Origin of the sequence: Anoxybacter fermentans (genome assembly GCF_003991135.1) — a bacterium.
Classification (GTDB): Bacteria; Bacillota; Halanaerobiia; order DY22613; family DY22613; genus Anoxybacter; species Anoxybacter fermentans.
In genome coordinates this window covers 750303-764317 of record NZ_CP016379.1, presented here as the reverse complement: position 1 = coordinate 764317, position 14015 = coordinate 750303, and the positions used below count along the sequence as shown (strand labels likewise).

Sequence of the window (14015 nt, the reverse complement as noted above, 5' to 3'; positions counted from 1 at the left end):
AAGGCGACGTTTTTTTCACCACCTTTCTAGAAAATTTTCTTGAAATATATACCTGCGATGAAATTTTTAAATCAGGTTGTGCTGAATGTGACTATTGGTTTCAAGTTCCCAACTTCAGTCGGTAGAAGTTGGCCTCTATAATCCAAGATCCGCTTTAGACTTATTAAGATTCAAACGTTTCTGTTTTGGCCTACGCTTCTTGAGTAATTCCATACACATATGAACTGTATCAGGTCCATCATCATGATAATTAAGGTCCAATGTGAAGTTTTCAAACTGCTTTATCAATTCTTTATGGTTCTGGTTAAACTTGATGTATCCGTTGACTACATCAGGTTCCAGTGACGCAATTCTGAGAGCCTTATCAGAATGAGGATATAAAGGCTTTATGGGCGGATATATCCCTTGCTTTGCTCCTTCTTCTTTAACTTTATCTTTGAAGAATTCCTGGAACGCCACAGCCTCTATAGCAATCCATTTAATCTTCTTCTGGCCATAGGTGTTAACCATTCGATTATAAGAAGCAAATAAATCCTGTATGATCTTGTTGGGATGCCTTCTTTGTATATCAGCTTCCAGAACATATATATAGCCAGATTTATGTTTTCCAAGCCATACAATAGCCGAAAAGTCACTGGTTTTCTTCTTACCCAGTGATGGGTCAACAGCTCCAACAATTTGAGTAAACTCCTCAGATGGTGGGAGATGGGTGTAAAACTCCAGTTTGCCGTAAAAGATATTTTTGCTCGGATCAATCGGTTCATTCTGCTTCTCCTGGGCAAAACGGGTTTCACCCAGTTCCATTAACTCTTCCATCAGAGCATAATAATCACCATAGCCGTCTTTGCCCTTCCAAAGAACCTCTGTTCCTTTAAGCATTTCTTCCTTATTCTGTTCGTAGAATTCCCTGGCTCTCCGATGGGCTTCCTCAACTCCACCTTCTACTCCAATATCAGTATAAATAGATTTCCATTTATCCCATAAGTCCTGACGATCTGCCCAGGATATAATAGCCTTGAATATTTTACTATCATAACGTGGATTATCTAAAACTTTTTTCAAAAGACTGTCCGAATGAAGGATGGTACCAATTACTATAATATCCGTAACTGCAGATCCAGCTGGTGTCAGTGCTGTAAAGAAGAAATCCTCCATCTTTTTTCTAATCGTCTCACTGGTCTTTGAGTCATCTTTTTCAATATCATCAACAATGATGAGATCTGGCCGGTCAGCCTTATTTTTCTTACCACGAATTGACCCTTCCCAGCCTTTTGACTCGATCCTGCAGCCATTAGACAGTTGAATTTCATTCTCCGTCCATTTCTTACCCCGTAAGTTTCCGAAATCCTGTAGAATTAATTCATTTTCTTCAAATTCATCCTTCATAGATCGTAGGAATCCTTTTGCGAGGGTATCACTGGCCGAAATGATAATTATGTATCTTTTAACTTCGTATAGTGCACACCACATTGGAAAAATTAGATCATATCGAGTAGTTTTAGCATTACCACGAGGTTCTGCTCTGGCAACTCTCCGGCCACGTAAAGCCCTAGCTATTCCGTACAATTCCCGATAACTTTCCGAATGGTGCTCAGGAATCGGAGAATATATATAGTGGACAAAATATGCCTGGGCAAAATATTCAATGTCTATTTCAGCCAACATTACTCTCATTTCGGCAATAGAATAGTCATAAAATGGCTCTAATTGCTCGGGAGTAAAGTGCCTAAGGAGGTATTTATATAGCAACTTCTCCTGGTAGATATCCTTAAGATCTTCCAGACCGTAATCTTTAATCTGATTGTACTCCGTTTTCCCCAACAGGCGATACAGCTTATAATGTAGCTTCTCCTCAAACGTCTCTGGGGGTTTTTGTCCGGATAATACATAATGAAGGTCGAGATCCACATTACCACCTTCTTAAAAAGTAAAAAACATCCTTACGGATGCTTTTATAAAAAATCAATACATAACTCCGACTTATGTATCGAGTCTATAATTTCCTGCGAAGCTAGTAATATCAACGGTTCGCGGAATTTTTAGTTATTTTTAACTCCTTCTAAAGGCATGTTTTCCAGAGAAAAACTCTATTATGATTTACATTTTTTCAATATTATGTAACTCTACTCTTCATTTTGTAACAGAACTCTAAGAGTCTTCGGACGTTCTCTAACCTTCTGTATTGTCGTATCACCAATATTTTGACTTTCAACCATTTTGGAACCAAAGGCTTCAAACTCAACTTCCTGTGCCTTCTTAAGGGCATCAGCTAAGTGTTTTATGTTCTTTGGATCAATCGGTCCTTCAACAACATCTATAAATGACTCAACTTTATCTTCTGTTATTTCATCTATTAGGCCCTCTTTATTTTTTTTCTTGATCTTTTTTGTTGTCGTTTTGGTTCCCTCTAAAACGTAAGTATTCAATGCCGGAATAGTTTCCTGAATTTTTTCGATTAGTTCGGTGGCTATCTGCAGATGTACCAGTCGTCTTTGAGCCAGGGTTTCAGCTGTAAGTTCCAATGTTTTTTCTATGGATTTGGCATGGAGTCTGTTAATGTATTGTCGTTTTTCTTCGGTCCACTTTTCCCTATAAGCTCTGTCTCTAAGGGTTTTATAGTTAATTCCTTGCTTTTCAGCAAATTCCTTGAGAGTTCTATAATTACCGGTTATAAACTCTTCCTTTAAAGCCGGCCAATCATACTTATAATACTCCGTCTCAATTTCTGAATCTGTTGCAACATTTTCTGCTTCCGTTGCAACGTTTTTCTTATCTAATGTTGCAACGTTTTGTTTTTTTTTCTGAAACGTTTCTGAGCATGACGTTTCAGCTAATTCATCCCAGTTTTCTCTATATTTCCAACTCCGAACCGTACTACTTGAAATTCCATGTTTTCTGGCTAATTTCGTTAATAATCCCCTTTTTGATTTCCCGGCCTTTATAGCTTCTATATACTCCAGTTTTATTCTTTCTTTTACATCCAACATCACCACCTCACAAAATAAAGCCAATGCTTACAAAAAACTACCACCACTTATAGCGAAAACCTTGGAATCCTTCAACCGAAAAATTAAAATTTTCTCTTAATGTCCATCTTGATACACCTCTCTCAGATAAACAAAAAGAGGAGTCGGCTTTTTCTCCTGACTCCTCTTACTAGACGGACAATAAAAAAGACCTGGATAAATACCAGGTCTGCTGAATATGCTTTTTCTTACACTTTTCCAACCTACCATAATTTTAATATAAAAGTCTAAGTAAGTCAAGTATTTGTGGATAACTCTTCTGATTTTTTATCACATCACGATATTTTGCGTAACTTTTCTATTCTATCGTCTTTTTCTATTACCATAACTAGTTCTCCAATTGCACGATCTAACCAATTATAAATTGTCTGTTTACAAACTTTAAATATCTTCATCATCTCCTCAATGGTAGCTGGTACTTCCTCAATATATTTCATTACTAGCAAAGCACGTAATTTCGGATTCATTTTTCCATACTCTTCTAACGCTTCCTCAATCATAATCTTTAATAATTGCCCATCTGGAATATCCCTATATAGCATATATGAACTTCCCCCAGTATACTCCATATCAAAATTGTATTCTCCTAAAAGATGTAGTCGATGATAATTTTCAAGCAATTTCTTTACCCAGGCTTTTTTTCTTTCAAAAATATGCCGGGCAATATAGCATTCACTAAGATGTGGGTATTTTTTCTTAACTAATTGAATGATATCTTTGTTTGGAGTTGACGCCTGAATTTCAATATCTATCATAATATGCATTAATTTTATATCAGTAATCTTTAGAACCATATTAACACCTCCAAAAAACTTGATAGCTAAAACAAAAGACCAGCCCGACCCTCACGACCTCAAAATGAGATCATGAAGATCAAGCTGGCCTGCTTTTCTTCGCTCAGCCAGAATCCTCTATCTTCTTTACCCAATATATTCCCATGCTTTTAATTATTTTTAATATTATCTTACTATCGGAAATTTCTGATAGTATTTTTATCTCCTCTAAACCGAAAATAAATTTAAGTCTGAATTCTGCCCCATCATAGTCATATTCTCTGGCTAAAATTTTTCTGACGCCTTCTCTATCCCTGGTATTTTTCAATTCTTCAACTATTTTATGTAGATTTTCAAAATCCTCTAACCTTTCTGGAACATAAAACTGTAACTTATACTCAATGAGTTCTTCAATTGTCGCCTCTTCTATCAGTTTGATTCTATACTTCTTTTCAATCGAATCTGTACACTCGCTGAATATCCTGTGAAGCGAAAAATTTAAACCTCGAACAATATCTTTATATTTACGTTTTTCCCTTCTGGCTTTTTCAATATAATCTCTGATAAGATTTTCTATCTCATTAGCTGAAATTGGAATTTGATACTGTTCGTAAAGCTTGAACCACTCTCCATTTTCCCGAAACTCTCCATATCCTTCACGATCAAGAATTTCAGTTAGAATTGCTATGTCTCTGGGCATGGTTTTAATGCAGTAACCGCCAGGGGCGTTGCCCTGGTCGTGATACCATCTACGAAATTTTTCTAAGGCCTCTTCTTTTTGAATCATATAACTTAACAACAATACCATTTTGGCCATCTAACCACCCCTGATGGTCACTCCATCCCTGATGGTTACCTTCTCTATTGCACATTTTGTACAGCAGGCTATCATATTGTTATTTTCCTTCAAAAGTTGTTTTTGTTCAGGCCTTTCCCAACATTCACTGCCACAAATTTGACACTTAACTTTTTTCCACCCTACCTTTCCTTCAGGAATGTTACGGACCAGTGGCATACACAAGTATCCTGGCTGGCCATTGTTTTGATAGGGTTCTATTGCTATCCCATTACCAACATGGATTTTCATTTTAATCACCTCTCAAGCACCGTTTTAAATGGAGGTATAACCCTACAGGTGGAAGGTCTTCCTTCATGAATTTTTATTTCAATAATGCAATTAGCTTTATTCTTAATCTTCTCTTCTATCTGCCGAAAAAACTCATCTGGTATAACCGTTTCCTTTTTTATTTGCTTTCCTGGTTTGAGCATGGGAATAACCCTCCATGAGACCTTACTTTCAGAAATATTTATCTCTACTATACAAAAAGGCTCATTTTTTATTTCATCTCTAATCTGCTTTCTTAACTTTTGCGTTAACTGCATCCATTAACTCCCCTCCATATTAATGCATCTAAAGGCCAGTAAAACGAGACTAATCAATGTCTGGAAAACGCAATTTTAGAGTTACTACTACCAGGAGCAATAATACTGAAGATATCCAAAACTTCCACTTCATCTAATCCTTCTTTTATCTCAATAATCCTATCTACATCTCTTAGTTGTGGATCTTTGTTGTTAATCACTGTTACTACCTTTATCAGTCTATCGTCAACCGTTATCTCTACTACTGCAGCACGAGACTCCTTTGAGTTAATAATCCCTATCTTTTCGTTTCTCCAGCCAAATTTTGGACCAGCCCTCTTTAGATCCTCAATTACTTGAGAAGGAAAAACACGTCGCCAGGTCATTCTTCGTTCTCCATGTACTGTTATATAAATCTTCCATTCAACATTGTTTATTAAAGCTCCATATACCATCTACACCACCTTCTTTGCTTCTTATTGATAACAAATCAATCAAATCCAGAACTTTATTGATTTTTTCTTTGGTTTTCTTCCTTTCTAAGCATATACAACTCTAATTTCTAAAATCACCTTAAATCTATCACTATTTTTTTAATTTCGTCTATATCTAAACCGCACCACTTTGCTTCTTCCTGAAGTGCTTCCAAAAATTTTTCAGATGGTATTCCATCTACCCAATTTCCTAATACATGATCCAAATCGATCTGTGATAAATACACTGTGTCTTCAATCCTTTTCATAAAGTCCGTCACCTGGAAACCTCCGACTTCTATCGGAGAGAAAAGGCGACGTTTTTGCACCACCTTTCCACGAACTATATGTTAACCATCTCTTCATCACTCTTACCTCCCTTAAACACAAAAGAAGGAGCTGCATTAAAATAATTATTCCAAAATTTGATTCTATCAAATACATCCCAACCATTTTTCCTCTTCTCTATTTCAATCTTCACACACCTAACCAAAAACTCTTTTTTTAAGCCTTTTTTGGCTAAAAATAATGCTCTCCTGGCTAATTCTACATCTTGAATAAACGATAGATCTAAATGCTGGTCTGGGTACAATTCTTTAATCTGATCTTTGATCTTTTTCAACTCCTTCTTTTCTTTTTCTTTCATTCTCCAACCTCCGTTTCACGTATTCTGACCATTCCATCGACCTCATAATTTCTAATTCAGGAACAAAGGTCAAATTTAAGAATGTTTTACATTTAGGGCATCTTCCATGCCCACACTCATTGTAACCCGAATGTTGAAGAATCGATTTCGTAACAAAAAATTGATGATCACAAATTGCACACTTACAGGGATATCTCTTTTCACTCAACTATCTTCCCTCCCTTTCGACAATATACACCATTCCGGCCAAATACCAGGAACTCTTTATACCTGGTACAACATTCACGAAGATGAATCATGCTCCCCTCTTTTGTTTTCTGGCGAACTCGCGAATCAAATCATACATGACCGCCCTGGCTTCTCTTTTCCAGGTCTCCTGTCCATACAGTACTAAGTACCGGCAGGGAATGCTTGTCCTTGCCTTTCCTAGATGTGGAACTTCAGCTATAATGGAATATGTATCATTCTCACATGCCACTGTTATGTTTCCATTTTTTAATGTTTTATTGAGTATTTTTTCTAATTCTTTTCCAATTTTTTCTTTTCTCATTGACGCTTTTGTCATTCTAGTATTAATCTGTTTTTGGACTTCCATCAGTTCTCTCTCCATCTGCAGTAGTTTATACAACTTTTCAGCTATATACACACCTGGTTTTTTGCTATTGCTCTCAAGCGCGCGTATATAATCAGGACTAACCCCAACTTTTTCTGCAACCTGTTTCTCTGTCAATCCCAGTCTTTCTCGCGCATATTTTATCTTTTCCCCTATCGACCTGAATTTGATTTCGTCAAGTAAATTTATCCCATATATTTTTTCAATTTTTAAAGCATATTTTAGACCTACTCCCTGCCATCCCTTTTCAACTCGATATAAGTAGTTTTTTGAACATCCAATTATTTGTGTAACTTGCTGAATACTCAAACCTTTTTCTTCACGGATTTTTCTAAGCTTTTCGCCAATCATTCAATATCACCCCTAACCGGCTATGTCAAACAGGCTAATCATCTCCGGAAGTTGTTTCTTTAAAGGCTCTGATTCTTCTGAGGTTTGTTCCTGAATATGTAACCAATCTTCATGTAATATCTTATTTATTTCATCTAAAATACCAACTCTGTATTTATAGCCATAATATTCGGTTTCAAGTAGCACTAGTTTCATCACCAAATCAAAGGGCACATCTTCTTCTTTGCACAGATCAGATAATACGTTCATCTCCTGGTCCGTGAATATAGGTTGATCGATTAAATCTTTGATAAGAAGTTTTCCGGTCTCTTCTCGATAAATTTTCGGAAGCGAATCTTCCCAATCTCCGTCTTTGAGCCAAATCTCTCTAATCTTTATCAATTCTTTTTCTAAAATAAGTTGGTACTGCTTGCCGGTTAAAGACTCTATTTGTTTTTGGGTTCTAAGCAATTCTCTTAAAATCTCTTTTCGCGCCTCCAGCGTAAACGGTCCTGGACTTCGTCTTCCGTCTGGCAGATAAAAGACTCTACCATTTCTTGACCTATTCATCCTTCTCTTAGGATCATCTCTTATCTCAACTATCCAATTACGAAACTTAAGCAGGGGAATTAACCATCGTTCCCCGTTCTCTATAAACCCCTTAAGAGCCTTGTCCTCTTTTACTACTGTACATACCCAGCAACCAAAGCGACTATTCCCACATGATGGAGTATCCCGGTCAATTACAAGTGGACACTCACCCGCTGAATCCTGATATAAAGCCAGAAGTTCAGTATTATCACTCCCCCAGGGTGACTCATATTTTAAAAGATACTCCCAGACATCGTCAGTAGAAAATTGTTCAATAGGCGCATATATGTAGGCGTTAACCAAAGATGAATGTGTCCGGAGTTTTTTACCTTCTACTCTGTGTGAGTTAAGAACCTGATCACGAGAGGCACTTTCGTTTAATCGAACACCTAATACCATAATTACTTCCCCATTCTCTTCTACCTTACTACGAATGAACTGATTTGTCGGATCTATCTTAAGTTTATCAGTACACCAACGGAACTTTTGCCTGGGCGAAGGATATCCTTTTCCAATAAGATTGACCCAAAATGTCTTATCTATCTCTGGCTTAACCTTATGTACAACTATGGGCAATTTCAAATCCTCAGCTGCCTTCTGTATTTTTTTCAGATTGCTTTCTAAATAGTCTTTTATTATCGGTATCTCAACCAAAGTATCTGAAGTGATAACATATATTTGTTTATGGCGTTCATTTTCTGGTAACTCATTAATTGCATTGAACACTAACTGGACCACTGTGGTAGAATCTTTACCGCCACTATAACCTATTACCCAGGGGCGGGCATCAGCTTTATACAGTCGCTTTATCTCTGCCATTACTGAGGCGACTTTTTCATCAAACTTCATTAGATTTCACTCCTAACCAAATAACTCAAATAAGCTGACCATCTCCGGTTTTCCTGGATCTACCGGCTCCTGATTAGTCTTTTTCTTTTCTAAAAATACCTTCTTAGCTAGATCTCCAAAATCTTCAACCTTAAATACTTCATTCCTTTCGAATTTCAGTTTAATGGCCATTGGTCCATATTTATTGCTTATTGGGTTTATCCTAACTACTTTACAGATCCATTTATTTTTTTCAATATCTACAACGTAGCCATCATAAATATTGAGATATGTACCTGTTGCAATTATTCCCCGGATTCGATCTCCAAGTTTGATGTCGTCAGGCGATTCTTTATAATCACAAAAACTCTTCTTAGCACTGACAGCTTCACCAGTCTGATAATTCTTGACACAAGCACCATCCATAAATCTGGGTGGAAGCGAGATATCCCGCCTCCACCATTTGCAATCAGGACCACAATTAGTTTCTGGTTTTGCTTCTATTGTTTCAGTCTCTTGCTCCTGCACTAAGGTCAACTCTTCTGCTCTGACCGGTATTGGTTGAGGCCATCCCTCTTTATAGATCTCATAATCATAATTAGAATCACGTATCTCCTTAACGATCTTACAGACTATCCCCAAATTTATGCCGTTCACTGTTCTAACAACCTTATCCCCTACTTTAAGTTTTAGAGAAGAGTCAGAACTACGGTCCTTTGCTTCGGCTACAGTCTCTTTTGTTTTTCCTTCCTTTACAGCCTTTAACAGATACAAATTATCAATTGCTACCTCTACTTCTTTGCCAGTTTTGGTGTTTTGGGCTCTCCATCTATTATCGTTTTGCTCTATCAACTTAATAGGATCACCAAATATCAGACGGCCACTTTCTCTTATAATCTCCTGGACAATATCTCCTGGCTGAAATATCTCTCGACTCTGTCCATACAAACACTCTACTTCTGGAGTTACGGGCCATAAACAGCTACCGTTCAGGATATCAAAACGTGGCCCCCTAATACACCATGATTTATCTCCGTCTGAACGATATCTATAGCACTCAGGACCGCACCTCATGACTCTTCCCTCACTTTCTTTATATCTTTAGATGGTACCCGCCACAGACTTACTTAACTCCAGCATATCTTTACTTTCAAGCTCATCGTACACCTCACTGACCACCTTTTCGGCCAGTGATGGATCCATCCCGCTTTGGACAAGTTTATCAATTATTGGTTTAATCTTAGATTTTTTAAGAGCATTCCTATCCAAATCTAACATCTACTCCTCTCCTTCCTGGCCTTTACTTTTATGTTTTCTTCCAAAAAATCCTGTTTTAATACACACAATGCCTTCAACACATCTGATAGCACAATCCTAAAATTAATGCCCATTTTATACCACCTCCAATTAGAATGGAACATCAATATCATCCTCATAAAAATCGCCACCAAAATCTTGTCCATCAAAATTATCTGTAGAATTATTCTTAGGCCAATCTAAGAAGCGTACACTATCTGCAACAACCTCTACCGCTCTACGCCGAATACCGTTGCTGTCATCATAAGATCTGGTTTGCAAACGTCCTTCTACTGCAACCAGGCGCCCTTTTCCTAAATGATTAGCACATGTCTCTGCCAACTTACGCCAGACAACAATATCAATAAAATCTACATCCCGTTCGCCATTTTGATTAGTAAAAGGACGCTCTACTGCAAGGGCAAAAGTAGCTACTGCTGTACCATTGGTGGTATAGCGAAGTTCCGGGTCCCTCGTCAGACGCCCAATCAAAACTACCCGATTAAGCATTTCTGATGCCCTCCTGAACTTTTGCCCACCATAACTTATATCTCATATTCCAATAATAAATTTTTTGTATATTTGTCATTCGTTTCTTTACTGCTTCATCAATTGCTTTTTGCAATTTCAATTTTTTCTGAACTCTTAACATTTAGATCCCTCCATTCCCACTACAAAATCTTTCCAATTTAGATTATTCTTTTCACAGTACTCAATCAGCCCTGATAACGCCTTAATACCTAAACCTCTTTGACCTCTCAATATTCTATAGAAATATGAGTAATCAATACCTATCTCTCGAGCCATTTGTGATTCTCCCAATCTCCTATCCCGCATATGTGTCTTTATTTTTTCTATATTCAAACCATATTTAGCCATTTATTTCCACTCCCTTCTGGATGCATTGTTACTCTAAATGGCTCATCTTTCTGGTACCCACACCGGCCCCGGAGCCTGGTGGCCATTCGTCTGGCATAGCAGTTCTCACACCCTGGGCTGATTGGTGTGCAACCTGTGACCGGGTTCCAGGTCACCTCTGTCCATTCAATTCTGCTCTTGTTCATGGCCCGACCACCTCAAAATCGACCACCCACACCAGCGCGTCCGGATCCCACCAGCCGTATATCCGTCTAAAAGCCTCTTGATAGGCCTGGACGGTTGGGTAGCCTTCCCTCTTTGCGTCCTCTTCCGAGATATCCCCCAGGCGTTCCTGGCGAACATCCAGGATACGAAGCCTGGCAAACGGCTTACTCCCCTTCTTAAAGTTGAGCTTAGCTTGGTGTATGGATCCAGGGCGCCACCTGCATTTGCCAATGCGCCGAGTCTGCGTCTTTTCTCCCTTTAAAATTGGCTGGACGTGCTCTGGTTTGAATAGAATCATATTTAACGCCCCTTTCTCATCTTAATTGTTTCAAATTATTCACTTCACATAATTTAGCTATTTTTCACCGCACCTTTTTGCCTTTATCACTAACCTAACCCTTTCCAGGAGAAAATGATATAGCTCGGGATGAGAAGCGCAAAGCTCCTCATCCGATGCTATTTCATCGTAAATTCTACATACATTACCTGCTAACTCTTTATTTCCCATTAGCAATACACATTCACTTGAATATTCATTGATACAGAGAATATACTCACTTCCAAACACCGGCCTGTATCCTGCTCTTATCAATGATTTTATTCTGCCTATCATATGTCCAACTCCCTCAACGTCCCAGTGAATTGTTTTACAAACTGAGGAATCTCAGGTTTCCCTTTCCCACACATACTCTCAAAAGGACACACACTATGGTTCCCGTTGCACTTAACCTTTTCCATTTTGCTTCCCCTTTCTTTCTATTTGTTTTTGGAACCCCGGGCATAAGCCCGGGTAAATCAAGGGAGAGATAAATTTTTTAATTGTGCCAGAGGCAGGATTCGAACCTGCGACCTGCTTTCTTGTCGGAGAATTTCTCCGGGGCGCCCGCCGCGCTACCCACTGCGCTACTCTGGCACGTTGTGCCGGGAGAAGGACCTGATACCTCCCGACACGTCTTTGCTTCTCTATTCTAATTTTTTTAAACTTTTTCGAACCAGGTTCAAAAGAATTTAAACAGCCTGAGCATGATCCTCTATATATTTATCAGGGTAAATCGGCCGGTTAATCCGATCCAGGAGCTCATAGTTTTTTTCATTCATAACAGCAAAGCTGAATTCTTCAAATGCTTTCTTCTCCAGTATTCCCTCAGAATACCGTGCTGAACGATTCAAATCTATCTTGTACCCCGGCTCAGTCGGTAATAGTTGAATTGTTCTATCCCGTCCATCCCGCACAATCTCCACCAGGTTTAATTCTTCCAGAATTCCAAGAGCAGCTGATACCCTTCCGGCAGACGTGAGTATCTTTTCGTTTTTCGTTTTCAATGTTTCCGATATCTCTTCATTGGTAAGGTTACATTTCCCGACTTTCTTAAGGAAGCAATATAACGTTACCAGGTATTCACGATCTGGTGTGGAGATGTCAAGGATGAATTCATTCAGCCTCCGGTCATCCCAACCAAAGAGTAGATGGATAATGGCTTTGTTTCCGTCACGCCCAGCCCGTCCTGACTGCTGATTGAATTCCACGAAGTTAAAATTCATATGGTACAACACCACATGGCGGATATCAGGAATATCAATCCCCTCACCAAATGCTGACGTCGATACCACCACCCGGACTTCACCGGTCCTGAACAGATCTTCTACTGTAGCCCGCTCTTTTGAAGTCAAACCAGCATTATAGAACACAATCTGATCTTCAAGTTCTGGAACCATCTCACAAAGTTTCTGAGCTATCTCAATCGTCTTTTCACGACTGTTCACGTAGACAATGGTCTTTTCGCCAGATCGAATCAACCTGGCAATATAATCTTCTTTGCAGGTTTCAGGTGGTAATACCTCATTTTTCTTCGGAGCTTTGTACTGATTGCGTAAATCTCTAATCCTCAGATTTTTCCGTACGTGGGGATCAATCACCACGTCTGTGATCCCAAGAGTGTCCATAATCACATCCGCTACTTCATTAGTTGCAGTTGCAGTCACAGCCAGTACCAGCGGATCCCCTAATTCTTTCAACACCCACCCTAACTTTTGATATGCTGGGCGAAATGCGTTTGAATCCATACCTATGTGATGGGCTTCATCAGCCACAAAAAACCCAATTCGTTCCCTTAAAGCTTTGAATTTCTCAATATGGAATTCAAGAAATTCCGGGGTGGTCAAGATCAGATCCACTTCCCCACTGGCCAGAGCTTTCCGAAACTTCTCCCTCTCCCATTCAGAGAGAGAACCATTGGCTTTGAAAACCCGCATCCCAATCGGGGCAAGTTTCTGTTTCAAAGCCTCATATTGATCATTGACCAGAGCTCGAAGCGGATATGTGATCACCGTAATCTGCCGGTTACGGATAGCCTGATACACAGCAAAACTCTGGAAAATAGCCGATTTTCCTCTTCCTGTTCCCATCACTGTCAGAGTATTCTTCCTTGCAAAAAGCCTGTCCAGGGCTTCTTTTTGCTTCGGTCGATATTGGTATTTTCCAAGCAAGAATCTTCTGATCTCATCCAGTAGCTGCTCAGATGAAAGTTTTTCCAATCTCTGACGTTCTTTCAATCCCTCCAGGATCTCTTGCTCCTCAACGTAATCCTTTCTTTCCAGATAAATGTTGAGCCCTAACGTCTCTTTGTCCCGACCAGTTACCGCTGAAACACTGCAATTATATTCAAGCCCTTTATCGATCAGTGGTGCCAGATGGGCAGACATCTTGCGATTCAAATATCCCAAATGTCTGCCCTTTTGGTCCCAGATACCAATCGCATTGTGATCATATATGTTGGTAGGTTCACGTCGAATTTCCAAGGCTTCTCCTTCTTGAAGATCTGCCAGATATTCCTGGCGACCTTCGAAAGTCACTCCAACCACTTTTGTATAGAAATAATCCTCGTCCTTCAATCTGCGATAATAATCATCCTGTAATATCTGCTCAGCTTGCTCAAAAAGACTCCGGATGAACAATTTTGCAATTGTAGTCGCTATGGTTATTCACTCCCTTCT

At 39.0% G+C, this 14015-nt stretch carries 21 protein-coding genes and 1 tRNA gene; all 22 read right to left on the bottom strand.

Going from position 1 to position 14015, the window contains the following annotated elements; all coding sequences use genetic code 11:
• Nucleotides 1-135 precede the first annotated feature (135 nt).
• The 22 genes from terL to BBF96_RS03355 all read right to left on the bottom strand — a co-directional run bounded on the left by terL (nucleotide 136) and on the right by BBF96_RS03355 (nucleotide 13913).
• Nucleotides 136-1908 (bottom strand): phage terminase large subunit, encoded by a 1773-nt coding sequence (gene terL, locus BBF96_RS03445; RefSeq protein WP_127015848.1) that lies wholly within the window; start codon nucleotides 1906-1908, stop codon nucleotides 136-138.
• A gap of 215 nt (nucleotides 1909-2123) precedes the next feature.
• Nucleotides 2124-2984, bottom strand: a complete 861-nt coding sequence (locus tag BBF96_RS03440; protein WP_164730881.1) for a phage terminase small subunit-related protein — start codon at nucleotides 2982-2984, stop codon at nucleotides 2124-2126.
• 317 nt (nucleotides 2985-3301) lie between these two features.
• Nucleotides 3302-3820, bottom strand: a complete 519-nt coding sequence (locus BBF96_RS03435; RefSeq protein WP_127015846.1) for an IS630 transposase-related protein — start codon at nucleotides 3818-3820, stop codon at nucleotides 3302-3304.
• Nucleotides 3821-3923: 103 nt separating this feature from the next.
• On the bottom strand, nucleotides 3924-4616 hold the full coding sequence (locus tag BBF96_RS03430) for a hypothetical protein (RefSeq protein ID WP_127015845.1): 693 nt from the start codon (nucleotides 4614-4616) through the stop codon (nucleotides 3924-3926).
• On the bottom strand, nucleotides 4617-4886 hold the full coding sequence (locus BBF96_RS03425; RefSeq protein ID WP_205665702.1) for a hypothetical protein: 270 nt from the start codon (nucleotides 4884-4886) through the stop codon (nucleotides 4617-4619).
• Between the two features lie 5 nt (nucleotides 4887-4891).
• Nucleotides 4892-5182 (bottom strand): hypothetical protein, encoded by a 291-nt coding sequence (locus BBF96_RS03420; RefSeq protein ID WP_127015844.1) that lies wholly within the window; start codon nucleotides 5180-5182, stop codon nucleotides 4892-4894.
• Between the two features lie 53 nt (nucleotides 5183-5235).
• The gene (locus BBF96_RS03415) at nucleotides 5236-5616 is read right to left on the bottom strand and encodes a hypothetical protein (RefSeq protein ID WP_127015843.1); all 381 of its coding nucleotides are present in this window, start codon (nucleotides 5614-5616) and stop codon (nucleotides 5236-5238) included.
• 113 nt (nucleotides 5617-5729) lie between these two features.
• A complete protein-coding gene (locus BBF96_RS16350; protein WP_164730880.1) occupies nucleotides 5730-5903 on the bottom strand; it encodes a hypothetical protein in 174 nt (57 codons plus the stop codon).
• Between the two features lie 74 nt (nucleotides 5904-5977).
• The gene (locus BBF96_RS03410; RefSeq protein WP_127015842.1) at nucleotides 5978-6280 is read right to left on the bottom strand and encodes a hypothetical protein; all 303 of its coding nucleotides are present in this window, start codon (nucleotides 6278-6280) and stop codon (nucleotides 5978-5980) included.
• Nucleotides 6231-6488 carry a hypothetical protein gene (locus BBF96_RS03405; protein ID WP_127015841.1) on the bottom strand — a complete coding sequence of 86 codons (258 nt, stop codon included), beginning with the start codon at nucleotides 6486-6488 and terminating at the stop codon, nucleotides 6231-6233. The genes BBF96_RS03410 and BBF96_RS03405 overlap by 50 nt, the downstream gene beginning before the upstream one ends.
• A gap of 87 nt (nucleotides 6489-6575) precedes the next feature.
• Nucleotides 6576-7244: a helix-turn-helix domain-containing protein gene (locus tag BBF96_RS03400; protein WP_127015840.1), complete on the bottom strand. Its 669-nt coding sequence runs from the start codon at nucleotides 7242-7244 to the stop codon at nucleotides 6576-6578.
• 12 nt (nucleotides 7245-7256) lie between these two features.
• The gene (gene dndC / locus BBF96_RS03395) at nucleotides 7257-8663 is read right to left on the bottom strand and encodes a DNA phosphorothioation system sulfurtransferase DndC (protein WP_127015839.1); all 1407 of its coding nucleotides are present in this window, start codon (nucleotides 8661-8663) and stop codon (nucleotides 7257-7259) included.
• A gap of 12 nt (nucleotides 8664-8675) precedes the next feature.
• Entirely contained in the window at nucleotides 8676-9716 is a 1041-nt protein-coding gene (locus BBF96_RS03390) for a hypothetical protein (protein WP_127015838.1), read from the bottom strand.
• Nucleotides 9717-9743: 27 nt separating this feature from the next.
• The gene (locus tag BBF96_RS16345; protein WP_164730879.1) at nucleotides 9744-9920 is read right to left on the bottom strand and encodes a hypothetical protein; all 177 of its coding nucleotides are present in this window, start codon (nucleotides 9918-9920) and stop codon (nucleotides 9744-9746) included.
• Between the two features lie 129 nt (nucleotides 9921-10049).
• The gene (locus BBF96_RS03385; RefSeq protein ID WP_127015837.1) at nucleotides 10050-10448 is read right to left on the bottom strand and encodes a single-stranded DNA-binding protein; all 399 of its coding nucleotides are present in this window, start codon (nucleotides 10446-10448) and stop codon (nucleotides 10050-10052) included.
• Nucleotides 10441-10590 (bottom strand): hypothetical protein, encoded by a 150-nt coding sequence (locus BBF96_RS16340; RefSeq protein ID WP_164730878.1) that lies wholly within the window; start codon nucleotides 10588-10590, stop codon nucleotides 10441-10443. The genes BBF96_RS03385 and BBF96_RS16340 overlap by 8 nt, the downstream gene beginning before the upstream one ends.
• Nucleotides 10584-10817: a helix-turn-helix domain-containing protein gene (locus tag BBF96_RS03380; protein ID WP_127015836.1), complete on the bottom strand. Its 234-nt coding sequence runs from the start codon at nucleotides 10815-10817 to the stop codon at nucleotides 10584-10586. Before BBF96_RS03380 ends, BBF96_RS16340 begins: the two co-directional genes overlap by 7 nt.
• Nucleotides 10799-11002 (bottom strand): DUF5131 family protein, encoded by a 204-nt coding sequence (locus BBF96_RS03375; protein ID WP_127015835.1) that lies wholly within the window; start codon nucleotides 11000-11002, stop codon nucleotides 10799-10801. The genes BBF96_RS03380 and BBF96_RS03375 overlap by 19 nt, the downstream gene beginning before the upstream one ends.
• Complete coding sequence (locus BBF96_RS03370) at nucleotides 10999-11319, bottom strand: ASCH domain-containing protein (protein ID WP_127015834.1); 321 nt, start codon at nucleotides 11317-11319, stop codon at nucleotides 10999-11001. Before BBF96_RS03370 ends, BBF96_RS03375 begins: the two co-directional genes overlap by 4 nt.
• A gap of 57 nt (nucleotides 11320-11376) precedes the next feature.
• Nucleotides 11377-11634, bottom strand: a complete 258-nt coding sequence (locus tag BBF96_RS03365) for a hypothetical protein (protein WP_127015833.1) — start codon at nucleotides 11632-11634, stop codon at nucleotides 11377-11379.
• A 209-nt stretch (nucleotides 11635-11843) separates the two neighbouring features.
• A tRNA-OTHER gene (locus BBF96_RS03360) sits at nucleotides 11844-11934 on the bottom strand.
• A 95-nt stretch (nucleotides 11935-12029) separates the two neighbouring features.
• Entirely contained in the window at nucleotides 12030-13913 is a 1884-nt protein-coding gene (locus tag BBF96_RS03355; RefSeq protein ID WP_164730877.1) for a helicase-related protein, read from the bottom strand.
• Nucleotides 13914-14015 lie beyond the last annotated feature (102 nt).

Coding starts and splice junctions, on each gene's coding strand:
- BBF96_RS03430 (WP_127015845.1), bottom strand. CDS start 4,616: ATGGCCAAAATGGTATTGTTGTTAAGTTATATGATTCAAAAAGAAGAG.
- BBF96_RS03410 (WP_127015842.1), bottom strand. CDS start 6,280: ATGAAAGAAAAAGAAAAGAAGGAGTTGAAAAAGATCAAAGATCAGATT.
- BBF96_RS03400 (WP_127015840.1), bottom strand. CDS start 7,244: ATGATTGGCGAAAAGCTTAGAAAAATCCGTGAAGAAAAAGGTTTGAGT.
- BBF96_RS03415 (WP_127015843.1), bottom strand. CDS start 5,616: ATGGTATATGGAGCTTTAATAAACAATGTTGAATGGAAGATTTATATA.
- dndC (WP_127015839.1), bottom strand. CDS start 8,663: ATGAAGTTTGATGAAAAAGTCGCCTCAGTAATGGCAGAGATAAAGCGA.
- BBF96_RS03425 (WP_205665702.1), bottom strand. CDS start 4,886: ATGAAAATCCATGTTGGTAATGGGATAGCAATAGAACCCTATCAAAAC.
- BBF96_RS03380 (WP_127015836.1), bottom strand. CDS start 10,817: ATGGCTAAATATGGTTTGAATATAGAAAAAATAAAGACACATATGCGG.
- BBF96_RS03385 (WP_127015837.1), bottom strand. CDS start 10,448: ATGCTTAATCGGGTAGTTTTGATTGGGCGTCTGACGAGGGACCCGGAA.
- BBF96_RS03390 (WP_127015838.1), bottom strand. CDS start 9,716: ATGAGGTGCGGTCCTGAGTGCTATAGATATCGTTCAGACGGAGATAAA.
- BBF96_RS03420 (WP_127015844.1), bottom strand. CDS start 5,182: ATGCAGTTAACGCAAAAGTTAAGAAAGCAGATTAGAGATGAAATAAAA.
- BBF96_RS16340 (WP_164730878.1), bottom strand. CDS start 10,590: ATGTTAAGAGTTCAGAAAAAATTGAAATTGCAAAAAGCAATTGATGAA.
- BBF96_RS03375 (WP_127015835.1), bottom strand. CDS start 11,002: ATGAACAAGAGCAGAATTGAATGGACAGAGGTGACCTGGAACCCGGTC.
- BBF96_RS16350 (WP_164730880.1), bottom strand. CDS start 5,903: ATGAAAAGGATTGAAGACACAGTGTATTTATCACAGATCGATTTGGAT.
- BBF96_RS03370 (WP_127015834.1), bottom strand. CDS start 11,319: ATGATTCTATTCAAACCAGAGCACGTCCAGCCAATTTTAAAGGGAGAA.
- BBF96_RS03365 (WP_127015833.1), bottom strand. CDS start 11,634: ATGATAGGCAGAATAAAATCATTGATAAGAGCAGGATACAGGCCGGTG.
- BBF96_RS03435 (WP_127015846.1), bottom strand. CDS start 3,820: ATGGTTCTAAAGATTACTGATATAAAATTAATGCATATTATGATAGAT.
- BBF96_RS16345 (WP_164730879.1), bottom strand. CDS start 9,920: ATGTTAGATTTGGATAGGAATGCTCTTAAAAAATCTAAGATTAAACCA.